Consider the following 23,879-nt stretch of genomic DNA (forward strand, 5'->3'; position numbering starts at 1 on the left):
CGTCCCGCGACAAGCGGCCGCTGAACCGCCACGAAACCTTCACGGGGCAGTTGGCGGGTGAGCACGTCGGAGGCGACCGCCCCGCAGCGGGACAGGTTGACCACCCGCCATGGTCGGCCATTGCGGCGCACCAACTCGCCGTGCACCTTGCCGACGTACCCATGAAGGCGGGCAACTATCCGGCGTTGCTACGCCGCGAGGTCGCCCGGAACCTCGACGCGGTCCAGCGGGATTCTAGCCAGCCATTCCTGACCTCCGACGATAAGCCTGGCGTTATGCCATGTTGCTCAAGCTCTCGTTGATCCCCACGTCACAGTCGCGCAAGGCTGCAGCTGACCCGCCGGGCCGGCCCCAGAAGGAAGCCGATTCCGCTGGCGGGCCGCAAACATCCGGAATGGAGTTACGAATGCGTGTCGCCGCCGACCGGATCCCGCTGGGACACGACGCCGACGTGATCATTGTCGGCGCCGGGCCGACCGGCCTGATGCTGGCGAGCGAGCTACGCCTGGCTGGCGTACGGCCGCTGGTGCTGGAGCGGCAGTCGCGGCTGCGGGACATCCCGAAGGCAAACGGCCTGGGCGGGCAAATTCTGCAACTGTTGCGCTACCGGGGTCTGCTGGAGCGGTTTGAGGCCGCCAGCACCGATCCCCACCCGGCGCCCCGGTACCCGTTCGGCGGAGTCCACCTGGACTTCACCGGCCTGGCCGATCCGCCGCTGCACGCGGTGCAGTTGCCGCAGCCGCGCCTGGAGCGGCTGCTCGACGAACGTGCGCGCGAACTCGGCGCAGACGTACGCCGTGGGCACGACGTGATCGCCGTCGACCAGGACGACGCTGCCGTCACGGTGGAGGTTCGCGGACCGGACGGATTGTTGCAGGTGCGGGCGCGCTATCTGGTGGGCTGCGACGGTGCGTACAGCCGGGTTCGCGACCTGGCAGACATCCCGTTCTCGGGAACCACGTATCCCGACGTCAACCGGCTCGGCCAGGTCGCGGTTCACGATTCCGTGATGCGGCTGGACAACGGGGATCTCGACGTCCCTGGGCTGGGCAGGCTCAGCGCGGGGTACACCCGGACCGAACACGGGGTGTTCGGGTTCGGGTGGCTTTCCGCAGATGTTTTGCTCCTGTCCACTGTGGAAGAAGAGCCCGACGCCTCCGACGATGGGCCGATGAGCGTGGACGAGTTGCTGGACAGCATCCGCCGGGTGCTCGGAGCGGATCTGCCGCTGGGCAAACCGCTTCGGCTTTCGCGCTTCGTTTTCCAGGCCCAACAGGCCGAACGCTATCGCGCCGGGCGGATTCTGCTGGCGGGCGATGCGGCTCACCTGTTCCCGGCGACTGGTGTGGCGCTCAACGCCGGTCTGCTGGACACGGTCAACCTCGCCTGGAAGCTGGCCGCCGACCTGCACGGCTGGGCGCCGGTCGGCCTGTTGGACACCTATCACGCCGAACGCCACTACGCCGGTGTGCGTACGCTCCTGCACACCCGGGCTCAGGTCGCGCTCCGGCGTGGACAAGACTCGGCGGCCGAGGCGCTGCGGCAGGTCTTTCAGGAACTGCTCGCCGATGAGCCGGCGTTGCGTCGCATGGGAGCTTTGGTAGCCGGAGCCGATATCCGATACCCGCTGCCTGGCGCGGTGCGACACGATCTCGTCGGCGCCTTCGCTCCTGACCTCACCCTGCACACCGACGAGGGGATGACCAGCGTCGCCAACCTCATGGCGGCCGCCCGGCCCGTCCTGCTCGACCTGGCCGACCGCGACGACGTCCGCTCGGCCGCCCGGGATTGGGAGGACCGAGTCGAGATCCACACGGCGAAGACCCACGCCCGGCCGGCCGACGCCTTGCTGATCCGCCCGGATGCCCATGTCGCCTGGGCCGCGGCGATCGACGAATCCACCGACACCTCAGTGTCCTCGCTGCGGGAGGCGCTCGCGGGGTGGTTCGGCCCGCCGTCAGCACACACGCCCGACTACAGCGATCGCACCTGAAATGACCGCGACGATGTAACGCACACGACACACACTGATTCGCGCTGGGTTGGGGACCGCCGCAATGGCAGCGGCCGGGGGCCGATCTCCGCCCAAACGCTAGCTTGTTCTTTAACCTCGGCTGCCGGTCTGGCTGCGGAGTCCCGTGTGGATGCGGCGTGTCGTCGGGACGTGGGGCGGCCACCGTCTGATGATCCTCGCGTTCCCTGCAAGGACGCGAAGAAGGACGGTGGCCGTGGCCACTATTCTCAACTATTTGGCTGGGCTGCTGCCGTCTGACACGCCCAGTGCCGCCACGACGGCGGTGGAGCGGCCGGTGGACGATCCGGCGGCGGGGTTGGCGGCGTTCCGGCGGGAGTTCTACCGGTGTCTGACCCGTCGGGCGGATGCGTTGTTCGAGCTGGTCGACGCGGCGTTGTGCGCGGACGGGCCGGTGGGTTCGCTGGTCGGGCTGTCGCTGGTTGGTGAGCACCGGCGTGGTCACGGGTCGTTGTACGCGGCGTTGAACCGTGGTCGTGTCGACGTAGACCGGCTGCGGACGGCGTTGGCCGCGGTGCCGGTGCCCCGGGCCGGCGACGGTCGGATCGTGCTCGCGGTGGACGTGACGTGCTGGCTGCGGCCGGAGGCCCACACCTGCCCGCACCGGGTGCTGTGTCACACCTACGGCCGTGGCAAGGACACGCACATCATGATCCCGGGCTGGCCGTACTCCCTGGTCACCGCGTTGGAGACCGGCCGCAGCTCGTGGACGGCACCGCTGGACGTGCGCCACCTGGCCCCGGGCGCCGCCGCCGCCACGGTCACCGCCGGACAACTACGCGACGTGGTACGGCGGCTGATCACGGCCGGGCAGTGGCAGCCCGGGGATCCGGACATCTGGATCGTCGCGGACGCCGGCTACGACGGCCCCCGACTGGCGTTCCTCCTCGCTGACCTGCCGGTGCGGGTGCTGGTCAGGATGCGCTCCGACCGGGTCCTGCGACGCCGCGCCCCGCTGGAGCGGACCGGTAACGGCCGGCCGCCACGCCACGGCGACGAGTTCATCTTCGGCGACCCGGCCAGCTGGGGCGACCCCGAGGCCAGCCGCAACGAGGTCGACCTGCTCTGGCAGGCGTTCCTACGCCGATTCGACATCGAGCACACCTTCCGCATGCTCAAACAGACCCTCAGCTGGACCAGCCCGAAGCTACGCGACCCGCACGCCGCCGACCGCTGGACCTGGCTAGTGCTGGCCGCCTACACCCAGCTACGCCTCGCCCGCGGCGCCGCCGCCGACCTACGCCGCCCCTGGGAACGCCCCGCCCCACCCGAACGGCTCACCCCCGCCCGCGTCCGGCGAGGCTTTCGGAACCTACGCGGCAAAGCCGGTAACCCCGCCAGTGCGCCGAAACCCTCCCGGCCAGGCCCAGGCCGGCCACCGGGCCGACGCAACCACCACCCCACCACCCGCCACGACGTCCACATCGTCACCAGCACAAAGCCGGCCAACGCACCGAAGAAAACCAAGAAATCGACCAACCCAAGACCACGCCGCACAGGTTAAAAACAAGCTAGAGCGGCCGGCCGTACGGTGACATCCGTGGACGTTGCTGACAAGCCGGTGCCGGTCCGTGCCTGCTGGTTGTCATGGCTCGCAGTGGCCACATCGGATCAGGGCGACGTGGTGCGGCTGCTCGGCTTGACAGGTGTGCGACCGAGCACCTGGTCCGACGGGATGGATCTGGTCGACGACGTCGCGCACAGCGGCGACGGCCGTTTCTCGACCGTCGTCGTAACTCCGCCCCTGGACGGATGGATCCTGGTGTTCGGCGCGTGGCTCGGCCTTCCGTACCTTGCTCGCACTGATCGGGTCACTCAGCTGTGCGAGGAGCTCAGCGCGCAGTTCGGCAAGGCTCAGGCGTATTTCCACAGCGAACAGAACGACGGCGAGGCATGGCTGATCGCCGAGCATGGCACCGTGCTCCGGCGGTGGATCGCCGAGTACCCGGAAGCGGCGATCGGCGAGCCGTTCGGTGTCGAGCGGACCCTGCTCGATGCGTTCGGGATCGTCGGCAAGCCCGAAGATCTCGACCCGGATGACGATCTGGCGTCGTCCTGGGTGGCGACGTGGGGGGACTGCTGGGCGACGACCATCGCGGCCGAGCACAGCCTCGATCCCACCACCATCGGCCCGTCCACGCCGTCGGCCGGAACTGTCTTGATCGCCAGTACTCCGTGATCCGGCCTGCCGGATCACGGCATCCCGCAGTGTCGTTCGTCGAGGCCGGGCGGATCAGGCTTCGGGGATCGGCCGGCCGAAGGTGGCTTCGTTTCCTTTCAGGTCTCGGGGGAGCAGGTGGATGGTGGCGGGGTGCGGCCGGCCAGTACCAGCAAAGTCCGCTGTACCGATTTCAGGGAGTTTCTGCGGGAAGGGGTACTGGCAGGATCTCTCGGCGGAGGTTCAGCCGCTGATCGTCACGAGCGCTTGGTCGCGCGGCGTTCGAGTGGGAACTACCGATTCAGTCGGCGGGCGGAAGGTGTGCGAGCTGTATCAGCCGTACGCCCTCCCGTCGGGTGACGAGCCGTCCGCGTCCGGGCGGCATCGGCGCCGGTCGTACGTCGCCGACGAGTGCGCCCTCCGCCCGGTCGCCGGACAGGACGAGTCCGGGTGAGGAGAGTTCGCGCAGCCGTTGGATGACGGGCTCGTAGAGGGCACGGGCGGCGCCACCGGAGCGTCGGGCGATTACCAGGTGCAGGCCGACGTCACGGGCCTGCGGCAGGTAGTCGAGCAGCGGGAGGATCGGGTTGCTGGCGGCGGTGGCGACCAGGTCGTAGTCGTCGACCAGTACGAAGAGTTCGGGTCCGGTCCACCAGGATCGGTCCCGGAGCTGTTGCGGGGTGACGTCGGGACCGGGCAGCCGCTGCTGCATCTTTGCGGCGACCGACTCGATGACCTCCGCCGTCGCCGTCGCCGAGGTGGGGTACCCGATGAGGTGTTCGGTCGAGATGACGCCGAGCAGGCTGCGGCGGTAGTCGACCAGGATCACCCGGGCCTGTTCGGGACTGAACCGGGCGACGATGGTGGTGGCGAGCGCGCGCAGAAACCCCGATTTTCCGCTCTCGATGTCACCGAAGAGGAGGAAGTGCGGCTCACTGGCGAAGTCGACGGAGACCGGGCGCAGATCGGCCTCGGCGATTCCGATGGGCAGCCGTAGTCCGGTGCCGGCGAGATCGAGGTCGGTGTAGGGGAGAACCAGCGGGAGGAGACGTACCCGGGGTGCGGGGGCGCCGGTCCAGGCGTTGGTGACGGCCTTGACCAGGTCGCTGGTCTCGCCGCCGTGGCTGGACAGCGCGGGCAGGGCGGCGAGGAACTGGAGGCTGCCGGCGGTCAGCCCTCGGCCGGGGATCCTGGCCGGCACGTTGACGGCGGCGCGGCGGGAGATGGTCGAGTCACTCGGGTCGCTGAGCCGAAGTTCGAGCTGGGAGCCGAACAGTTCACGGATCGCGGAGCGGAGCTCCGTCCAACGGGTTACGGCGGCGACCACGTGCACCCCGTAGGAGAGCCCCTGGGCGGCGATGTCGGTGATCGTCGCTTCCAGATCCTCGAACTCGTCGCGCAGGGTGGACCAGCCGTCGACGACGAGGAACACGTCGCCGAACGGGTCGGCGCCGCTCCCCTCGGCGTCCCGTCGCCGGCGGTACGCGCTGATCGATTCGACGCCGAGTTCGGCGAAGCGGCGTTCGCGGTCGGCGAGCAGGGTGGAGATCTCGCCGACGGTACGGTGCACGGCCCCGCTCTCGCGGCGTCCGGCGACGCCGCCGACGTGTGGCAGCTCGCGCAGCGAGGCCAGCCCGCCGCCGCCGAAGTCGAGACAGTAGACCTGGACCTCGGCGGGGGTGTGGGTGAGCGCGAGTCCACAGATGAGCGTGCGCAGCAGGGAAGACTTGCCGCTCTGTGGACCACCGGCGACGGCGACGTGCCCGGCGGCGCCGTCGAGCGCCAACCAGAGCACCTCCCGGCCATGCTCGAACGGTTTGTCGACCAAGGCCACCGGCACCTTGAGCGCGCCCTGTAGTTCGGGGTTGCCACAGGTCAACCCGCGTGCGGGTGTCGCGGCCACCGGGCCGAGCAGTTCGTCGAGGGTCGGCGCCACGGACAGCGGTGGCAGCCACACCTGTTGGGCCGTCGGGTCGACCCCCGCCAGCAGCGCACTCGCCGCCTCCGCGAGCGACACGGTCTCGCCGGGCTCGGCGGACGGCGACTCCTCGAACGAGGTCGCCGCGAGTAGCCGGAGTGGTGGCTCGCTGCCCACCCTCAGGTATCCGTGGCCGGGCGAGCGTGGCAGCTCGTACGCGTCAGGTACGCCGAGCACCGCACGGGACTCCAACGCGGAGAACGTGCGCAGGCCGATCCGGTACGACAGGTGGGGTTCCAGCCCGCGCAGCCGGCCCTCCTCCAGGCGTTGCGAGGCGAGCAGCAGGTGCACCCCGAGCGAGCGACCGAGCCGTCCGATCTGGACGAACAGGTCGATGGTGTCGGGCCGGGCGGCGAGCAGCTCCGAGAACTCGTCACAGATGATCAGCAGCGACGGCAGCGGCGGCAGCGACGGGGCCGCGATGCCGTCGGTACGCGCCCGCTCGTAGTCGTGCCGGTTGGGAAAGTTGCCGGCTTTGCGGAGCAGTTCCTGCCGGCGGACGAGCTCGCCGTTGACGGCGTCGACCAGCCGGTCCACCAGCGCCACGTCATGGGCCACATTAGTGACCATCGCGGCGACGTGCGGCAGCCTGGCGAGGGGGGCGAACGTCGACCCGCCCTTGAAGTCGACGAGGACGAAGTTGAGCATCGTCGAGTCGTGGGTCAGGGCGAGGGCGGTGACGAGGGTACGCAGCAGCTCCGACTTGCCGGAGCCGGTGGCGCCGATCAGCAGACCGTGCGGACCCATGCCCTCCTGCGCCGACTCCTTGAGATCCAGCTCGATCGTCCGGCCGTCGCTGGCCACCCCGATCGGGACGACCAGCCGACTCACCCAGGAGCGGTCCGCGCGCAGCGACCGCACCCCGTCCACGCTCAGCGCGGGCACGCCCAACAACTCCAGTACGGACGGCGTGGCGGCGATGGCGCGTACCGAGCGGGTCCGGGCGTCGACCGCGCTGTTCCCGGTACGCGACCAGGCGGTCACCACCCGTTCGACCAGTTCCAGCGCGCCGTCGAACGTGTCGCTGGCGAGCAGGTCGACCGGCGTGCCGATGGCGGTGTCGAGGCGGGGCAGCGCAACCCGGAACCGGCCCTCGCGGCGTACCGCCCAGCCCGGATGGTCACTGGCCACCTGCGCGGACAGTCGTGGATTGACCCGCGACTCGTCGGCGTGGCCCAGGTTGAACTCGATCTGACAGTGGATCAGCTCCTGCAACTCGTCCGGGATGTCGCGCCAGCTCCGGGTGGCGACCACCAGGTGGACGCCGTAGTCGAGGCCGACGCTGGCCAGGCGGTGGAGTTGCTGGCTGTGTGGCGTGAAATCCGACCACCGGTCGATGAACAGGAAGATGTCCGGGTGCGGATGGCCGGGCAGATCCTGCCGTACCGCCCGGAACCGCTGCGCGGAGTCGATGAAACGTTCGCTGTAGAGGCGCTTGCGGTAGGTGATGACGGCGGCGATCTCCTGCAACAGCTCGCGGGTCATCGCCTCCTGGTCGTCCCGGGCTATCTTCGCGACGTGCGGCAGTCGCCGTAGCGAGCCGAGCTTGTTCCCGCCGGACTCCAGGAAGTAGAACCGGACCTCCGACGGAGAGGCGGTCAGGGCGAGGGCGCCGACCAGAGTACGCAGCAGGGTGCTCTTGCCGAAGCCGATCCGGCCGACGACGAGCACGTGCCCGTCGTTGTGTGCCAGTTCCAGCGAGACGGTTTCGGCGCGATCCGCACCCCGGAACGCCTGTCCGATCGGCACCACCAGGTGCCCGGTGCCGTTCCACTCCTCGGCGCGCAGCCCGTGCTCGGCCGTCTGGGTGAGCGCGCCGAGCAGGTCGCCGAGGTGTACCCGGTGACTGGAACCCGTGGTGAGGCCGAAGCGGGACCGTCGGACGTTCGCGAGGTGTATCTCGTCCTCGACGTACCCGTACTGGGTGGGGGTCTGCCGGGTCGTCCGGCGCGGCACCTCCTGGCGTACGTACTCCCAGAGGTCGTTCGGGCTGATCCGGCCGACGCCGCGGATGTCCGCCGCGCCGGTGGCGAGGCCGCGCACCACGGCCTCGGTGAACGCGGAGAGGCTGGGCGGACTCCCCGGTACGGTTCGCCCGCCGTCCTCGGCGCTCTCCACCGAGGTCGAGGCGGTGAGCACATAGGTGCCGCGTCCGGCCCGCAGTTCCTGGCCGACGTCGATGCTCGGGTCGGCCTTCACCCCGCTGTCGCCGAACGCGCCGCTGTAACAGCAGTCGAGCAGGATGATGGTGCTGGCCGCGTCCGACTCGTCGACGAGTTCCTTGATGAACGAGGCCGAGATCGAGGTCGCCGAGATCAGTGACAGGTCGGTGTTGGCGACGGCGAGGTGCAACCGGCCGCCCAGGCTGCGTACCCCGTGCCCGGAGAAGTACAGGGTGACCAGGTCGGTGGGGCGGGCGGCGCGGAAGATCCGCTCGATGGCGCGTTCAATCTCCGACTTGGACTCGTTGATCAGAATGTCGGCCGGTTCGAAGTTGCCAATCTCCGGATCGCGCAGCAGCTCACGCAGGCTCTGCGCGTCGTTGCGGGGCGCGAACAGCGAGGTGAGTCCACTGTCCTGGTAGTTGTCGTTGGCGACGACGAGCGCCAGTCGCCGGCTCACGCGCTGCCTTCCGGTCCCTCCGGCTCGGACACCAGCGCCTGGAGTTGCTTCGAGACGGCGGCGAGATCCTTGGCGCCGGCTCCGCCGGTCAGGATCACCTCGCGCTCGCCCACCCGGAGGGTGATCGAGCGGGCGCTGCTGCGCTGGAGGTACGCCACGATGATGTCGCGCAGGGCGTTCAGCCCGGCCGCGGAGAGCAGCCCCGACACGACGAGGCTGCCGACCTGGCTGATGGTCGCCGACTTGGCTCCCTGCTGCGGCGGTGCGACCGCGGGACGGACCGAGATCTCCCGGATGGCACGCAGGTCCTGTGCCAGCTGGGTGGTGAGCCGCTCCAGCCGCCGTGGATCGGTCGCGTCGTCGGCGGTGACCTGGACCAGGATCTGCTGCATCGATTCCTCCCCGTCGGTGCTGACCCACTCTAACGGCCGGCGGCGCCGGCGAGCGGTTGGCTGGCGGAGACGACGATCGCCGCGGGTCAGAAGTGGTGTCCTCTGGGTACGCCCCGGGCTGCCGGTACGGACGTTGCGGTGTGCCGCCCCGGACAAATCCTGGTCGGCACTGATCACAGTGGTCCGGGGGTACCGCCAGCCGACGACGACCCCGGCCGCCGGTGACCGGTTCGGGTTGTTGGCCGGGGTGCCGTACCAACTCGGCGACGCCGAACTCACCCCGACCTGGGTGACGAACCTGTACCGCGGTCTCGCCGACCTCGCACCCTGGCGGCTGGCTGCGGCGCACCGTGGTTGGCGCGAGGGTCGACAGGCCCGGGGCCTGCCGATCCACGACCCGGTCGTCCTGTTCGGGCTGGGCGGTGTCGGCGCGGCCCGCAAACCGAAGGTCGCGCTCGAGAGCACCGAGGACGGGCCACTCCTGTGCCTGATCTACACCGGCGGCAGCGCCGTGCTGCCGTACCCGCACTGGACGGTCCCCGCCGATCTGACCGCCCGGCTGTACGGCTGGCAGCCGAGCATCCGGCAACCGGCCTAACAGTAATCCTCGGCTGGGCACCCGCTCGGGCCGAGCGTGTCCTCGTCCGAGCGGGTAAGTGCCGAGTGTGTCAGTTGGACCAGGTGAATCCGGCCAAATTCACGGTGCCCTGAGCCTGACCCAGAAGGAGGAAGGTCGCCACGCCGGTGGCGGCCAGGAGGACAGCGACAGTTCGGACCATGATTCGCAGCCGCATAATGATCTCCCATGCTTCGAAGCGTGAATTTATTAGCGACATGGTACCCACGCTTTATCGATGCGTCCGTCGTCGATAATTGTCATGGGTTGCCGAATCTGATGTATTGCCGGTGGGCAGGGCGAGCAGAGTGCCGATCCTGCCCGGCGTCGGCCGAGGCGGGCGTCACAGGTCGATTCTTACTCTTCAAATACGCTAAGGGGGTAAGGTTTGGGTGCGGCGCAGCGACCGCGACAACCGCGACCGCCGCCACGGCAGCTAAGGAGCAGACATGGGCAGGCCGACCGTGCACCTCGTCGGCGGGCCGACCGCTGTCCTGGACTACGCCGGCTCGCGGTTCGTGCTGGACCCGACCTTCGACGAGCCGGGGACGTACCAGAGCGGACCGGTCACCGCGACGAAACTCACCGGCCCGAGCATCCGACCCGAGGATCTCGGCGCCGTCGACGTGGTGCTGGTGTCCCATGAGCACCACGTCGACAACCTCGACAAATCCGGCCGGGAGTACGCCCGCGCAGCGCGACGGGTGTTCACCACCGTGACGGGAGCGGAGAACCTCGGCCCGCAGGCCATCGGGCTGCGACCCTTCGAGCACGCCGAGGATGGTGCCGTACGGGTCACCGCCGTTCCGGCGCTGCACGGCACACCGGAGATCGGTGTGGGCAACGGTCCGGTCATCGGATTCGTACTGCAAGCCGACGGTTGGCCGACGGTGTATGCCAGTGGCGACAACGCCTCGGTCGACGTCGTGGCCGTTATCGCCGAGCGATTTCCCGCGATAGAGATCGCCATCCTCAACCTAGGCGCGGCCCGGATTGCGCTACGCGGCGACGGGTTCCTCACCTTGACGGCGGAACTGGCGGTCCGCGCGGCGGCCCTGCTCGGGGTACGCGCGGTGGTCCCGGTTCACCAGGACGGCTGGGGGCACTACACCGAGAATGGCGACGACGTCAGACGAGCCTTCCGGGCAGCCGGCCTGACCGACGTACTCGTCGCCCTCCGCCCCGGCGACTCCGCAACCGTCTGAGGACGAACCCGCGCGGAGTGGACGGGTGGCGTGGGAATCAAGTAGGGAGAATCATGTATTTCATTGCGGTTGGAACGGATGTACGTCCGGAGGAATTCGGTCCGTTCATGGCTGAGGAAGCGGCTGTGCTGGCGGAGTTGCGCGCCGAGGGTACGGTGAAATCGGTCTTCAAGCGGGTTGCCGGCGGCGGGGTCTACACCATTGTCGAGGCGGCGACGCCGGACGAGGCACGCCGGCAACTCGGGCGCCTGCCATTGGTCCGCGAAGGCATGTTGGCTTTCGCGCTCACCGAAGTGGTCGAGTTGTGACAACGGGTGTCGCGGCGGTAATACCCGACGCGATCGCGGCGATCTGACCCATCTCCGTCCATTCCGGAGCTATGCGGTGGGCGTGCGTTGACGTCGGTAGTGGCGGGCGGCTTTGGCGCGGCTGCCGCAGCCGTCCATGGAACACCAGCGTCGGGTGCCGTTTCGCGAGGTGTCGTAGAAATACAGGACGCAGGCGGGGTGGCCACATCGTCGGATCCGGCTGGGTTGCTGGCGCAGCAGGTCGAGGTAGTTCTGGACCGCCCGCCAGGCGGGTAGCCAGGCGGGGTCGACGTCGTGGTGCTCAAGCACCGCCGACCCGTGCACCCGATAGCGCAGTGCCCCGTGGGCCAGGATCGTGTTGACGTCGCGCTCGGCCTGCTCGCCAGGCTGTTCCAGGATGCGGCGCAGGGCCGTACGCGCCTGGCGCAGCGGCACCTCGACCGATCCGGGGTCGCCGGGGAGCCGGTGTTCGGTGAGCCACCCCCGCAGTCCGTCCGGTTCGTCGAACAGCTCGACGGTGTGGCCCCGGTCGACCCACTGCGTGTTCACCAGGTCCAGGGCGAGCGGTTCGCCCACCAACGGTCGCTGCGCCATGCCGCCAACCTTACCCCCTCAGGGCGCTTGACAGGTAAGATGCGGCCTCGTACAGTATTACCTCTCATTAGAGTTACGGTGGTTAGAAAACTCTGGAGTGGGTAGCGACCCCGTTCGGTTCCCCGCCGCGAGACGGTGGGGGACGGCGACGGGTCCAGACCGCCCACCCAGCGCCGGGACGGCGATTCCGCCTCGGTCCACGCCTCGGAAAGCGTCCGCCATGCCATACCGTTACCTGCAGGAACTGACCACCGGATCGGTTGTCGCCGCGCAACAGCGCTACGGCAGCCGAGCCGCCGTCGAACGCATGGTCGTCGGCCGGGATACCGACGGGCTGCTCGACGCCGACGAGGCCGCCTTCATCGCCGAACGCGACGGCTTCTATCTCGCCACCGTCAGCGAGAACGGCTGGCCCTACCAGCAGTACCGCGGCGGCCCACCCGGCTTCCTGCACGTCCTCGAGCCCGTCGACGGGCACAGCGTCCTCGGCTGGGCCGACCTGCGCGGCAACCGGCAGTACCTGTCGGTCGGCAACCTCGGCGGCTCACCGCGGGTATCACTCCTGGTCATGGACTACGCGCACCGACAGCGCCTAAAGATCATCGGCACCGCCCGCGTTACCGACGTGCGTGGCGACGCGCCGGACGAGCTGCTGGAGAGGCTGAGTACGCCGGGGCAGGCCGGCAAGGTCGAGAGGCTGATCACCGTCGACGTGCACAGCTACGACTGGAACTGCCCGCAACACATCACACCTCGCTACAGCGAAGCCGAACTCGCCGACGCCCTCGCCCCGGTACGCGACGAACTCGCCCGCCTCCGCGCGGACAACCAGGCCCTACGCGCGCAGTTGCACGACTCCGCCCTCGGCCGTCAACCTCGACCCGAGGACGCCCAGCGGCACTGACGACTCAGCGGAAAGATCCACTCTGATCGCCGAACGGTCGACCTCAGGCGGCCAGTATCGCGTCGGCCACGGCGTCCGGGTGGGTCAACAGGCCCTCGTGGGTTCCGGGGACCAGCACGGGTTCGACTCCGAGCCGGGCGGCGAACTCGGCCCCGGGCCGCGGCAGCGCGTGATCGTGTTCGCCGAGGAGATACCGGGTGGGGATGCCGAGGGTGGTCACATCCGGGACGTCGAGCGCATCCAGGAAATAGGCGCCGGGGTGCGGGACCAGCAGTTCCGCGAGCAGGCGCTGGGCATCCTCCGCGACGTCCTGCATGAAGATCTGCTGGACGAACTCCAGGGTGGGCGGGATGGCGCGGTCCGGCGAGGACTCGATCAGCCCACGCAGGAACGCCGCGACCTCCGGAGGATTGTCGTCCGCCATCGACCGGCCCGGCATCGGGACCTGCGCGTTGTAATAGACCAGCCGGGACACCCGGCCCGCCAGCCGGTGCACGGCCGCGGCGATCGGGTAGCCCGCCCAGCTGTGACCCACCAGGGTCACGTCGGTGAGGGCCCGCCGTTCCACCTCGCTGACCAGGTGGTCCACGGCGTCCTGGAACCGTAGCCCCGCACGGTCATCGCCGTCCGCGAGCCCGGGCAGCGTGACGGTCACCGCACGATGTCCGGCGGCGCGGAGCCGCTTTGCCACCGGCCACCAGGACCACCCGCCGTGCCAGGCACCCGGCACCAGCAGATAGGCCGAGGGTTCCGTACTCATTTCCGTTCTCCTCAAGGGCGCGTCGCTCGGAATCAACGAGGTGGGCGACCTGCGGATCCCCGCTGCGTCAACCGGTCATCCGGCCGCGACGTCTATCGGTCACGTTGTCGGACACAGTGTCCGGCAAAATGCTACCCGGCCTCCAGGCGTTCCCCGACCCCCAGGCTGGTGACCCTCGCCGCACTGACGTTCCGACCGGGCCTCGATCATTAGAGACGCCGCTCACCACTGCTGAACCGACCTCGTCATGCTCGCAGTCACTCGAGGCGGAAGCTCGCGGAGAGGAGTCGCTGGTTCGGCTCGTTGAGTGCCCACTGGCTGTCGGGGGTGATCCAGGACAGGCTGTAGGCGCGGGTGGGGCTTTGGTTACCGAGCAGCCGTAGGGCGTGTAGTGGTTGTCCGTCGCCGTGGTTCCAGGTGTACTCCCACTCGGCGGCGCCGCCCGGGCGGATGACGGGCCCGATGCTGATCTTCTTGTAGCCGGGCAGCGCACCAGCCCGCAGCAGTTCCCGTTCTTCGGCCTGCCATCGTGTCTGGGGCGTCGCGGCAGCCTTGGCGGTGGGGTCGACGGCGATCAGGCGAAGCTCGTCGGGATCACGGAAGCAGACCGTTTTGCCGTTGGTGCTGCGGGTCCAGTCCGCGGGCACCGCGATGCTGAACCCGTTCGGGTCCTGGTGCCACAGCCATCCGTCGGGCAGCGCCTGCGGCGGGGGCGAGGTGGCCGGTAGCACCGGTTCGCCCTCGGTGGCCGCGGTGTCGTCGAGGCACGGGTGGGCAGGCTGCGCCGGTTCCGCCGGTTCCGCCGTTTCTGCCGGGCCGGCCGCAGCGGCGGCCGGCGTACGGGCGGTCTCGCCGGTCTGGTCGCCCAGGCCGGCGACCAGTGTGCCGGCCGCTGCGACCACGACGGCCCCGACCGCCAGTAGTCCCAGCATCGCGGCGGCGAACGCCCACCCCGTGCGGCCGCGGGCAGGCGGCATCGCGACCGTCAGGACCTTGGTGTTGCCGGCGTCATTGCCGCTCGTGACCGGTGCAGAGCCTGGGGCATACACCGTGCCGCGCTTGGTGGGGGTCGCGGTCACGGGCCACCGTCCGTGGGTTCGGGACAGCGCCGCCGACGGCGCGGTGGCAACGGTCGACACGGTCAGCGTTTCGAGGTGGCTCCGCGCCTCCTCGGTGGTCAATCGTTGGCGGGGGTTGCGGCGTAACAGACCGGTGACCGTAGGTTCCAGGATGTGGGCGTACATGGGGTCGGGTGGCTCGGTGGCGAGGGCCGCGAGGGTGGCCAGGATTGTCGGCCGCGCCCATGGCAGGCGGCCCTCCGCGGCCACGTAGAGGGTCGCGCCGAGGCCCCACAGGTCGGTGGCGGGAGTCGACGTGGCGTCGTGGGCCCGCTCCGGCGCGATGTACTGGGTCGTTGACAGATTCCGACCGGCGACGGCCGCGGGAGCGCCGCTGTCGAAGATTGGCAGCCCGAACCCGCCGAGCACGACCCGTCCGTCGTCGGCGAGCAGAACATTCCGTGGGCGGACGTCCCGATGCACCACCCCAGCCGCGTGGACAACATCCAGGGCGCCGAGCAGATGCAGGCCGACCCGTACCACCTCGGCGGCCGTAAGGGGGCCGTTGGCCGCGATCACGTCGGACAGGGAGCGGGCGGGCACGTGCTCCATGACGAGCCAGAGGTGGTCGTCGGCGCTCAGCACGTCCCACATGCTCACCACGCCCGGATTGTCGATCCCGGCCAGTCCGCGGACCTCGCCGAGCGTGCGGTCGTGCAACCTCGACCGCTCGGCGGCGCTCAACCGTTCCGGTACGACGACCTTCTTTACCGCGACGTGCCGGCCAAGCACCTCGTCGCGAGCCAGCCAGACGCGCCCCGGGTGTGCGGTGTCGGCGATCAACCGCAGCGGACGGTACCGCCCGGCGAGCAAGTCGTCCTTCATACAAGGGATTCGGAGCGGACGAGGTCACGGATGGGTTGACGAAGTTCGGAGATACCCCGCGGGGTCTACGTTGCGATCGTGACGACCGGCTCGCCGAAGCCGGCAGTTGGTGGACCGGGGGAGGGCCCCGGTGCGCCCGGCTCGCCTCGTCTGTCAGCTCAGCGCGACGACACCCACGATTCGGGTGGGGGCGGTGGAACCGCCGGCGGGCTCGTTGGACAGCCCGAACGTGTCCGAAGCGGCGACCGGGCCGATGACCATGGTCGTCTCGGTGGCGCCGGCGGTGAGCAACCCGACCGGACGGGCCTTCTCAGTGTCGCGGATGAGCCATAGCTGGTAGGCCCGCCCGATGCCGGGCTCGGGCAGGTCGCGCAGCAGCACGACGCCCCGGTCACGGTCGCGCGACACGACCACGGTCGCGGCGCCGCCGGCCTGCAGCGGCTGGTCGTGGACGCGGGCGTCCGGGGCGCTCAGCACGTCGGCGACCTGACGGGCCTGGTCGCTGCTCGCCTGCTCCTGTCGGACCCGGTCGCCCGCGACCGACCACGTGGCCGCGCTCGCACCGGCCGCAGCGATGCCGACGACGGCTGCGGCGGCGGCCCATCGACGCCACTGCGGCGTCCCCCGCGTGACACCGGTCGGCCCGGTACCGACCCGCAGTTGGGGGGTGCTGGCGGCCTGCGCCAGGGTCCGCTCCCGCAACCCGGGTGGGGGGGTCCCGACGGCGGTAGCCTCGGCGAGTCGTGCCACGGTCTCCCGCAGCTCCGCCACCTCCAGGCGGCACGGCTCGCAGTCGGCCAGGTGCCGCTCGAACGCGGTCCGCTCCAGGTCGTCGACCGCAGCCAGGGCGTATGCGCCGGCGAGGGCGTGGATGTCGCTGCTCATGCCCGTCCCTCCAGGTCGATGCCCAGGCAGTCCCGCATCCGGATCAGCCCGTCGCGCATCCGGGTCTTTACCGTCGGCAGCGGCGTCGCCAGCGCTTCCGCTACCTCGCGGTAGGTGTGGCCGCCGTAGTACGCGAGCGTCACCGCCTCCCGCTGTACCGACGTCAACTGGCCCAGGCAGCGACGGACCTGCTCCCGTTCCAGCCGGGCGGTCACGTCCTCGACCACCTCGTCGTAGGGGACGTGTGTCTCGGTCGCGGCGACCCGGTGCGTGCGATCGGTGTGGGCCTGCTCGGAGCGCACCCGGTCCACCGCTCTCCGGTGGGCCATGGTCAGGATCCAGGCTGACGCTGAGCCACGGCCGGCGTCGAAGCGAGCGGCGGTGCGCCACACCTCGACCATCACCTCCTGGGTCACTTCCTCGGCCTGCTCCGGGTCCCGCAGCACCCGGCGGATCAGTCCGAGGACCCTGCCCACCATCGTGTCGTACAGGGCCGCGAATGCTGCCTCGTCACCCCGCGCCACCTGATGCAGCAGCTCTTCGGCATCCGGTGGGCGTCCGACGCTCACCGGGACCGACCGTAATCGCCGTGCCCGTTCCGGGTCACCGCTCATTTCCACCACATCCTTGACGTGATTGTGGCCGTGACGACCGGCCACCGCAGATCGTCGGCTCGGCCGGGCGCGCTGCCGAGCTGATCGGTTCGTACGGCCCGGTGGCGCTGCGGCCCGGGTGCGGTGCGGCCCGGGTGCGGTGCGGGAAGACGGTGCCGACGGGGTAGGAGTGTGCGACCCCGGGTCACCGGCCGCCGTCCGGGGTGGGCGCGGCCGCCCGACAGCGGCATCGGCGCTACCCCGAGCCGCGGAGCGGACAGCGATGGTCTCATGCGGGGTGGGCGTGAGCGAGGCGGGCGTAGACGATGAGGTTGTCGCGGTAGTGCTGGGTGGAGTCGTCGAACTCGCCGCCGCAGGTGATCAGGCGTAGCGCGGCGTGGTCGGTGGCGCCGTAGACGGCGTCGCTGGGGAAGCGGTCCTTCGGATACTGCTCGACCTTGGCGACGGTGAACATCGCGGTGCTGCCGTCCTTCCGCTCGACGGTGATGTCGTCCCCTGCGGTCAGCTTGCCCAGGTTGAAGAACGTCCCGCGCTGGCCCTTCCAGTTGACGTGCCCGGCCAGGACGGCCGGGCCGAGCGCTCCGGGCGTCGGCGCCCTGGTGAACCAGCCGATGTCCATGGCGTTGTCGGGCACCTGCATCGTCCCGTCCGCTTGCAGATCGAGCGGGATCGTCGAGGCGGTGACCTTCAGCGATGGAATCGACACCCGTACCGGCGGTGAGTCGCCCATCAGCGGTCCCGCGGTCAGCTCGCCGGGCCGGGTGGCCGACCCGGTCGCTCCGGGCGTGGTCGGGGTGACGGTGACGGTGTTCCTGCCGGCTTGCGGCGGTTCGGGTTGGTGACCTGCGACCGCCGTGCCGATCACGACGACCGCGGTCACGGTCAGAACGCCGGCCACCGCCAAGAGCGTGAAACGCCCTCGGCGGTGGCCGGCCGGCACAGCGGTGTCACCGGTATCCATGGCAGCTGCCCCGTTCTCTCAGCGCTGGCCGGCGAGCCGGCGACGGGCCGTAACCGCACCAGCGGCCCCGAGCAGCGCGAGACCACCTACGGCGAACAGGACCGGGGACGGAGCGTCGGAGGTGCTGCCATCGCCGGTCGCGACTCCACCGGCGGGAACGGAACCGGCGGCCGCGCCGCTGACCATGCCACACGTCGCCGGGTCAGTGGCCTCGGCGGGGATGCCGTTGACACCGATGGACTTGGCGAATGTCGACTCGCCGAGGGCTTCCATGTCGTACTTGCCATTGTCGTTGGCGTCGATGCCGTGCTGCACGAGGTGCAGGTCCTTCAGGTGCTCGATCGTGCCCTTCGGCAGGTCGGCGGCCGGGATGGTGCGCTCGTAGCTGAGGTTGCCCTGCGCGTCGGCCTTCGGCATCCGGTCGACCGCCAGCCCGCTGGCCTTGGTCGTGTCTCCCGTCGTTGTCAGCGAGATGAAGATGTCCCCGTACATCTTCAGCCCCTCCTCCGTGCTGACGAAGCCGTTGCCGTTGGCGTCGGCGGATTTGTCCGGGCAGTGGAAGTCCATGCCGTTGACCGCGCCGTGGACGTGCTGGGCATGCGGCGAGTTCGGCGTCATCCCCTTCGACCGGATCATGATCTTCAGGTCGCCGGCGCTCGTCGCGGTCATCGTCGCGGTGCCGGTCGCGCCGGTCTCGTTCAGATCCTTCAACTGGACCTGAACGCTCTCGTCCGCGTACGCCACTCCCGGGAACACGAGCACGAGCGCAGCCGCTGGCACGGCGAGCAGGGCTTGGGACAGTCTCACAACAGTTTCTCCACTTCCGCCACGATGGCGTCGATCACGGGTGCTGTCAGAAGAGATTCGGCGCCAGACGCCCTCCGGCTTGGTCCGATCGACGAAGAATCTCCGTTCGGTCCGGAGAACACGCCGCCACGACATCCAACGCCCGTCGCCGCCGTCGCCATCGAGCTGATCAGGGATGGCGGCGCCCGCCTGCGGCCGGTGCTGGGCCGACCCCGCCGCTTCGCCAGGCCAACAGCGCCTTCAGGCGACGGTGACCGAGACGGTGTGCCAGCCGGTGGCGCCGGACGGGAACGGTGCCACCCTTTGCCCGGTCTGTACCTCGCCGCGGCCGTCGACCGCCCGTACCCGCAGCGTGTGCGTGCCTGGGGACGCGTGCCAGTCGTACCGCCACTGGACCCAGGTGTCGGCAGAGGGGGCCGGTGCCAGGGCTGCCACCTGCCACCGGCCGTCGTCGACCTGCACCTCGACCGCCCGGATCCCACGCCGCTGCGCCCAGGCCACTCCGGCCACCGGCACCGTCCCGGCCGACATCCGGGCGAACGGAGCGGGCCGGTCGATCCGGGACGCGGTCTTCACCGGCGCCCTGGCCGCCCAGCCCCGCCGTACCCAGTACGCGTCGAAGTCGTCGAACGTCGACAGTTCCAACTCGGTCAGCCACTTGCAGGCACCGGCGTAGCCGTACAGGCCCGGGGTCAGCATCCGGACCGGGAAGCCGTGCTCGTGCGGCAACGGCTCGCCGTTCATCCCGACGACGAGCATCGCGTCGCGACCGTCCAGCACCGTCTCGACCGGGGTACCGATCGTCATCCCCTCGGCGGAGCGGGCCACCACCTGGTCCGCGCCGGCCTGGATCCCGGCCTCCCGTAACAACGGGGCGAGCGGCACACCGAGCCAGCGGGCGGTGCCGACGTACGGGCCGCCGACCTCGCTGGAGACGCAGTTCAGGGTGATGTCACGCTCGACCAGCTCTCGTCGGAGCAGGTCGGTGAAGCGCAGTTCGACCGGCCGGTCGACCCTGCCTCGGATCCGGAGCCGCCAGTCGTCGACGTCGAGGCGTGGCACCGTCAGGGCGGTGTCGACGCGGTAGAACTCGGCGTTCGGGGTGTGAAAGCCGGGCTGGACGCCGGTCGGCAGTGGGCCGGCCGGTCGGGCCGCCGCCGGGAGGCGTACGGTCTGTCGCGACCGGGAGGCGTCCCGGGCCCGGATCTGGGTCAGGAGGTACCCGGCCGCGCCGCTGAGCGCGGTACCGGCCGCCACGACCGTCGCGACCCGGACGAAGTCCCGCCGGGTCCCGCCCGTTCGGCCCGGGTCCTCGGCAGCAGCTGGCTCTGCCTCGAAGTCCGCAACGGGCACCCGGTCGGTCGTCCGGACCGCCGCAAGCGGCGCCGAGCCGTTCCGCGTCGGCCCGTCGGCTCGGCGCGGCAACTGGTGCAGCACGATCGCGGCGACGACCGCCCCGGCGACGGACGGCAGCAGGTCGCCGGGCTCGGCCGCCGGTCGGGTCAGCGCGGCGGCGGCACCGACCAGCCCGAATAGGGCGGCGCCGAGGACTCCGGCCACCGGCCGCCGCCGGGCCAGCACTCCGGCGAGTACGGCGACCGCGGCCAGTACGAGACCGATCCCGCCGAGCAACACCGGCTTGTCGTACGTGTCGAAGGTCCGGACCGCGAATTCCTTGACCGGGGTAGGTGCCGCGTCGATGACGGTGGCACCGACCGCGACCAGTGGAGCCGCCTGGGGTCGGGCGGCGGCGGCGACGAGTTGTGCCACCGCCACCCCGGCGGCCCCGCCGAGCAGTCCCGCGAATCCTGCACCGAGCCGCCGCCTGAAACGTCCACGATCCTGGACCGGTACGGCCCCGCGCGGCGCTGGCATGGACTGTCTCCTCCCACGAGAACGGAACCCACCGAACCTGCTGGCAGCCACGGGTCCGCGTGACCGGGGTACTCGACCGCTGCGCGCCGATGGCGCGACGGGCCGAACCCCGAGCACGCGGACCCTGGGCGGTCAGGTCAGGACGGGGGCATCAGGACGGAGTCGACCAGGTACACCACCGCGTTGGCGGTCTGCACGTTGCCGCAGACCACGGTCGCCGCCGGGCCGACCTTGAAATCGGTCCCCGAGCCGGTCACCGTGACCATGCCGCCCTGGAGGGTCTTGTGTGGGCCGGCGAGCTGTCCGGGGGCGAGCTTGCCGGGGACCACGTGGTAAGTCAGCACCCCGCTCAACATCTTCTTGTCGGCCAGCACCTTGTCCAGGTCGGCCTTGGGGATCTTCGCGAACGCGTCGTTGGTCGGCGCGAAGACGGTGACCCCGTCGGCGCTGTTCAACGAATCAACCAGGTCTGCCTGCTTGACGGCGCTGACCAGCGTCGACAGCATCGGATTGCCGCTGGCGGCGGTGGCCACCGGCACCTTCGCCATCGCCGCGAAACTGCCCGGGTCGGCCGTGTCGGTCGGCACCGCAGCACAGCCGGGGCCGAACTCGCCGTCCATCATCGCCGGTCCGGTGGTGGCCATGGGCGGCGAACTGGTCGCCGGGGCGCCGCCCGCCTCGTCCGCCGAATCACCGGCACAGGCGCCGAGCGCCAGGGTGCAGACGGTGGCCACGGCCAGCGAGGCGAGAATTCTGGTACGCATGATGAAGAGTCCCTTCATATCGTTCTTGCGGCTTACTGGTGATTCGTCGCCGACCGGGGTCCGGATTGGTGCGGATCCGAACTCATCGGGGCGTGCGGTCCGCTCCGAACCCGATCGTGGTGAGGATCAGGCCCATCCCGAGGTGGGCAGGTCGTCGGCCTCGTTCGGTGCGACGGGGGTGACGGCCGTACCGACCAGGAACGGGCCGGCGACGATGAGCACCAAGTGGATCAGCCCGAGCACCCGGTTTGTGTGGGGGTGCGCGTCAGCAGGGATGGGGCCGTGGCCCGGGTCCGGTCGTGATCGACGACAGCGGCGCGGTGGATCGGTATCCGGTTTCCGATCAGCGGTCGAGTTGGAGACGACGCCAGGCGGAGAGGGTCAGCAGTCCGAAGGTCAGTGGGACGAGCGGCACCAGGGACATCTGAGCGCCGGAAACGGAGCCGGGGACGATGGCCCACAGCGCGGGCGCGGCCAGGGGGATCCAGCCGCCGGTGCCGGCGACCACCATGACCTGGGTGGCCGCCAGGATGGCGATGGTGGTCGCGATGCCGGGTAGCAGGCCGCGACCGATGGTTGCCGCCCAGCCGGCCGGGACGGCCAGCAGCGCGGTCAGCACGGTCAGTGCCCAGAGCCGCAGGAGCGCGGTCGACGCGGCGCCGTCGAAGGCGCCCGTGGCGACCGCGAAGCCGAGCCCGGCGACCAGCAGAACGAGCAGCGTGGCGACCACGACCGACCACAGCAGATAGACGATCAACTTGGCCAGCGCGATCGTGGGTCGACTCACCGGGAGCGCGAACAGACCGGTGACAGTCCCGTCGGCGAACTCGCGACCAACCAGCCAGCTGAGTGCCACCCCGAAGGCGAGCAGCCCGCCGGCCGCCGTGACCTGGCTGACCGTACTGAGCAGGCTGGGCCAACCGCCCTGGGCGGCCAGTGGACCAAGTTTGGCCAGGAGCTGTTCGTTTCCGCTGGCAGCGGCCGTGGTCGACGCGCCGCCGAGGACGGCGACGCCCACGATCAGGAGGATCGTCGTACCCGTCACGACTCGTGCGGACGCGGCCTTGCGCGCCTCGACCACCAACGCGGCGCCGAGCAGGGTTGGTGTCATGCCGCTGTCCGTTCGTCGTCGGCGTGCACCAGGGCGAAGAACTCACGTTCGATGTCGGTGCCGCTCGGATCGAGGGCGCCGATGGTGTGGCCGGCGTTGATGACGGTGATGCGGTCGGCGACCCGCGCGACCTCGTCAAGGTGGTGGCTCGACACGAGTACACCGGCGCCGGACGCGGCGCGCCGCAGGAGCGCCTCGCGGAGCAGGATGACGCCGGCCGGGTCGAGCGCGTTCGTCGGCTCGTCGAGCACGATGACGTCCGGGTCGTGCTGGAGCGCGGCGGCGAGGCCGAGGCGTTGGCGGTTACCCAGCGACATCCTGCCCGCTCGGATGGCTGCGTACCCGTGCAGGTTGAGCTCGCTCAGGACCCGTTCCACCATCGTCGCCGTTGCCGGGGCGGGTACGCCGTGCAGGCGGGCGGCCAGCACCAGGTTGGCGTGCCCGGTGAGTTCGCCGTACGCCAGCGGGTTCTCGATCAAGTGCCCGACGCGTGACCACGGCGCCGAGTCCAGGCCGTGCCCGTCCAGATGCACCGTGCCGGAGTCGGGTCTCAGCATTCCCAACAGGAGGCGCATGAGGGTGGACTTGCCCGCGCCGTTGAGCCCGACGAGTGCGTGGATCTCGCCCGCTTCGACGTCGAGGTCGATACCGCGGACACCGGCTTCCGCGCCGAACTCGCGGACCAGGCCGCGGGCCTGGATGCGTGGCTCAGTCACGGTCTCCGCCGAGCGTGTCCAGAGCGGTGGTGATCGCCTCACCGAGACGGCCGTCGTGCCGCTCCGACCACTCGAAGAGTGCGGCGGTGATCGCGGCGAGTACCGCCACGGCGGCCACCCGGGCTGGCAGCGGAGTGGCGCCGTCGGCGACGAGTTGCTGCGTGATGAGCCGTTCGGTGCCCTCGTTGTTGCGGATGGCGGCGGCCCGCAGCGCAGGAGAGGCGGCCACGATCCGGACCCGCCGGCGAACGACCTCCCCGGCCGGCTCGGGCAGCATCCCCCAGGCGGCGCGAAGACCGTTCACCACTCGTACCAACGGGGCGAGCGAGGGTGGTTGGTCGGCGACGGCAGTGACGATGACCGGGTCGTACGGGTCGTCCAGGACGAGTAGTTCCTTGGCGGGGAAGTGCCGGTAGAGCGTCATCTCGGTGACCCTGGCCGCGGCGGCGATCTGCGCGACCGTGGTCTGCTCGAAGCCCTGCCGCTCAAACAGTTCGAGCGCCCGCTCCAGCAACTGCGCCCGGGTACGTTCCCGCTTGCCGAGCACCTTCTCGCCAACGTCCACACCCAGAATGTTAGTCCCTAACATTCTGAGCCGCAATCCACGTCCAGTCACCTGCCGGGCAGGTGAGCA

The 23,879-nt window shown here is 70.1% G+C and carries 21 protein-coding genes; 7 read left to right on the forward strand and 14 right to left on the reverse strand.

Translation table 11 applies throughout. The features are described 5' to 3' along the window. Positions 1-406 precede the first annotated feature (406 nt). From H4W31_RS26145 to H4W31_RS26155, 3 genes are all read left to right on the forward strand, one after another. Positions 407-1,993 carry an FAD-dependent monooxygenase gene (locus tag H4W31_RS26145; protein WP_192769076.1) on the forward strand — a complete coding sequence of 529 codons (1,587 nt, stop codon included), beginning with the start codon at positions 407-409 and terminating at the stop codon, positions 1,991-1,993. Positions 1,994-2,297: 304 nt separating this feature from the next. After that, on the forward strand, positions 2,298-3,536 hold the full coding sequence (locus H4W31_RS26150; protein ID WP_318783750.1) for a transposase: 1,239 nt from the start codon (positions 2,298-2,300) through the stop codon (positions 3,534-3,536). A gap of 36 nt (positions 3,537-3,572) precedes the next feature. After that, on the forward strand, positions 3,573-4,211 hold the full coding sequence (locus H4W31_RS26155) for a hypothetical protein (RefSeq protein ID WP_192769077.1): 639 nt from the start codon (positions 3,573-3,575) through the stop codon (positions 4,209-4,211). Between the two features lie 280 nt (positions 4,212-4,491). On the opposite strand, the gene eccCb is transcribed toward H4W31_RS26155, so the two are convergent. After that, on the reverse strand, positions 4,492-8,790 hold the full coding sequence (gene eccCb, locus H4W31_RS26160) for a type VII secretion protein EccCb (RefSeq protein ID WP_192769078.1): 4,299 nt from the start codon (positions 8,788-8,790) through the stop codon (positions 4,492-4,494). Continuing rightward, positions 8,787-9,182 (reverse strand): hypothetical protein, encoded by a 396-nt coding sequence (locus H4W31_RS26165; protein ID WP_192769079.1) that lies wholly within the window; start codon positions 9,180-9,182, stop codon positions 8,787-8,789. The genes eccCb and H4W31_RS26165 overlap by 4 nt, the downstream gene beginning before the upstream one ends. A 133-nt stretch (positions 9,183-9,315) precedes the next feature. Between H4W31_RS26165 and H4W31_RS26170 the strand changes: the two genes are divergently transcribed. The 3 genes from H4W31_RS26170 (at position 9,316) to H4W31_RS26180 (ending at position 11,311) form a co-directional block, all read left to right on the forward strand. Continuing rightward, a complete protein-coding gene (locus H4W31_RS26170) occupies positions 9,316-9,780 on the forward strand; it encodes a hypothetical protein (protein ID WP_192769080.1) in 465 nt (154 codons plus the stop codon). 467 nt (positions 9,781-10,247) lie between these two features. Next, positions 10,248-11,003 carry an MBL fold metallo-hydrolase gene (locus tag H4W31_RS26175; protein ID WP_192769081.1) on the forward strand — a complete coding sequence of 252 codons (756 nt, stop codon included), beginning with the start codon at positions 10,248-10,250 and terminating at the stop codon, positions 11,001-11,003. 53 nt (positions 11,004-11,056) lie between these two features. Beyond that, on the forward strand, positions 11,057-11,311 hold the full coding sequence (locus H4W31_RS26180; protein ID WP_192769082.1) for a muconolactone Delta-isomerase family protein: 255 nt from the start codon (positions 11,057-11,059) through the stop codon (positions 11,309-11,311). 69 nt (positions 11,312-11,380) lie between these two features. Here the strand turns inward: H4W31_RS26180 and H4W31_RS26185 are convergent, their stop codons facing one another. Further along, positions 11,381-11,905, reverse strand: coding sequence for a CGNR zinc finger domain-containing protein (locus H4W31_RS26185; protein ID WP_192769083.1), 525 nt, complete (start codon positions 11,903-11,905; stop codon positions 11,381-11,383). A gap of 220 nt (positions 11,906-12,125) precedes the next feature. On the opposite strand from H4W31_RS26185, the gene H4W31_RS26190 reads away from it, so the two are divergent. Beyond that, positions 12,126-12,809 carry a pyridoxamine 5'-phosphate oxidase family protein gene (locus H4W31_RS26190; protein ID WP_192769084.1) on the forward strand — a complete coding sequence of 228 codons (684 nt, stop codon included), beginning with the start codon at positions 12,126-12,128 and terminating at the stop codon, positions 12,807-12,809. Positions 12,810-12,852: 43 nt separating this feature from the next. Here the strand turns inward: H4W31_RS26190 and H4W31_RS26195 are convergent, their stop codons facing one another. The 11 genes from H4W31_RS26195 to H4W31_RS26245 form a co-directional block, all read right to left on the reverse strand. After that, entirely contained in the window at positions 12,853-13,569 is a 717-nt protein-coding gene (locus H4W31_RS26195) for an alpha/beta fold hydrolase (protein WP_225945681.1), read from the reverse strand. 257 nt (positions 13,570-13,826) lie between these two features. After that, on the reverse strand, positions 13,827-15,512 hold the full coding sequence (locus tag H4W31_RS26200; protein WP_192769085.1) for a serine/threonine-protein kinase: 1,686 nt from the start codon (positions 15,510-15,512) through the stop codon (positions 13,827-13,829). A 153-nt stretch (positions 15,513-15,665) separates the two neighbouring features. Continuing rightward, positions 15,666-16,397, reverse strand: a complete 732-nt coding sequence (locus H4W31_RS26205; RefSeq protein ID WP_192772393.1) for an anti-sigma factor — start codon at positions 16,395-16,397, stop codon at positions 15,666-15,668. Next, positions 16,394-16,966: a sigma-70 family RNA polymerase sigma factor gene (locus H4W31_RS26210; RefSeq protein WP_318783411.1), complete on the reverse strand. Its 573-nt coding sequence runs from the start codon at positions 16,964-16,966 to the stop codon at positions 16,394-16,396. Before H4W31_RS26210 ends, H4W31_RS26205 begins: the two co-directional genes overlap by 4 nt. 313 nt (positions 16,967-17,279) lie before the next feature. Next, positions 17,280-17,909, reverse strand: coding sequence for a class F sortase (locus tag H4W31_RS26215; protein WP_318783412.1), 630 nt, complete (start codon positions 17,907-17,909; stop codon positions 17,280-17,282). Between the two features lie 81 nt (positions 17,910-17,990). Beyond that, positions 17,991-18,779: a hypothetical protein gene (locus H4W31_RS26220; RefSeq protein ID WP_225945682.1), complete on the reverse strand. Its 789-nt coding sequence runs from the start codon at positions 18,777-18,779 to the stop codon at positions 17,991-17,993. A 240-nt stretch (positions 18,780-19,019) separates the two neighbouring features. Beyond that, positions 19,020-20,654: a molybdopterin-dependent oxidoreductase gene (locus H4W31_RS26225; RefSeq protein ID WP_192769088.1), complete on the reverse strand. Its 1,635-nt coding sequence runs from the start codon at positions 20,652-20,654 to the stop codon at positions 19,020-19,022. A 137-nt stretch (positions 20,655-20,791) separates the two neighbouring features. After that, entirely contained in the window at positions 20,792-21,418 is a 627-nt protein-coding gene (locus H4W31_RS26230) for a fasciclin domain-containing protein (protein WP_192769089.1), read from the reverse strand. Between the two features lie 343 nt (positions 21,419-21,761). Next, positions 21,762-22,529: an ABC transporter permease gene (locus H4W31_RS26235; protein ID WP_192769090.1), complete on the reverse strand. Its 768-nt coding sequence runs from the start codon at positions 22,527-22,529 to the stop codon at positions 21,762-21,764. After that, positions 22,526-23,245: an ABC transporter ATP-binding protein gene (locus H4W31_RS26240; RefSeq protein ID WP_192769091.1), complete on the reverse strand. Its 720-nt coding sequence runs from the start codon at positions 23,243-23,245 to the stop codon at positions 22,526-22,528. Before H4W31_RS26240 ends, H4W31_RS26235 begins: the two co-directional genes overlap by 4 nt. Then, the gene (locus H4W31_RS26245) at positions 23,238-23,810 is read right to left on the reverse strand and encodes a TetR/AcrR family transcriptional regulator (RefSeq protein WP_318783413.1); all 573 of its coding nucleotides are present in this window, start codon (positions 23,808-23,810) and stop codon (positions 23,238-23,240) included. Before H4W31_RS26245 ends, H4W31_RS26240 begins: the two co-directional genes overlap by 8 nt. Between the last annotated feature and the right edge of the window lie 69 nt (positions 23,811-23,879).

Source organism: Plantactinospora soyae (genome assembly GCF_014874095.1).
Classification (GTDB): domain Bacteria; phylum Actinomycetota; class Actinomycetes; order Mycobacteriales; family Micromonosporaceae; genus Plantactinospora; species Plantactinospora soyae.

Excerpts from the sequence above, each read along its gene's own strand:
- H4W31_RS26145 (WP_192769076.1), top strand. The coding sequence starts at position 407 with ATGCGTGTCGCCGCCGACCGGATCCCGCTGGGACACGACGCCGACGTG.
- H4W31_RS26165 (WP_192769079.1), bottom strand. The coding sequence starts at position 9,182 with ATGCAGCAGATCCTGGTCCAGGTCACCGCCGACGACGCGACCGATCCA.
- H4W31_RS26175 (WP_192769081.1), top strand. The coding sequence starts at position 10,248 with ATGGGCAGGCCGACCGTGCACCTCGTCGGCGGGCCGACCGCTGTCCTG.
- H4W31_RS26180 (WP_192769082.1), top strand. The coding sequence starts at position 11,057 with ATGTATTTCATTGCGGTTGGAACGGATGTACGTCCGGAGGAATTCGGT.
- H4W31_RS26185 (WP_192769083.1), bottom strand. The coding sequence starts at position 11,905 with ATGGCGCAGCGACCGTTGGTGGGCGAACCGCTCGCCCTGGACCTGGTG.
- H4W31_RS26190 (WP_192769084.1), top strand. The coding sequence starts at position 12,126 with ATGCCATACCGTTACCTGCAGGAACTGACCACCGGATCGGTTGTCGCC.
- H4W31_RS26195 (WP_225945681.1), bottom strand. The coding sequence starts at position 13,569 with ATGAGTACGGAACCCTCGGCCTATCTGCTGGTGCCGGGTGCCTGGCAC.
- H4W31_RS26200 (WP_192769085.1), bottom strand. The coding sequence starts at position 15,512 with ATGAAGGACGACTTGCTCGCCGGGCGGTACCGTCCGCTGCGGTTGATC.
- H4W31_RS26205 (WP_192772393.1), bottom strand. The coding sequence starts at position 16,397 with ATGAGCAGCGACATCCACGCCCTCGCCGGCGCATACGCCCTGGCTGCG.
- H4W31_RS26225 (WP_192769088.1), bottom strand. The coding sequence starts at position 20,654 with ATGCCAGCGCCGCGCGGGGCCGTACCGGTCCAGGATCGTGGACGTTTC.
- H4W31_RS26230 (WP_192769089.1), bottom strand. The coding sequence starts at position 21,418 with ATGCGTACCAGAATTCTCGCCTCGCTGGCCGTGGCCACCGTCTGCACC.
- H4W31_RS26235 (WP_192769090.1), bottom strand. The coding sequence starts at position 22,529 with ATGACACCAACCCTGCTCGGCGCCGCGTTGGTGGTCGAGGCGCGCAAG.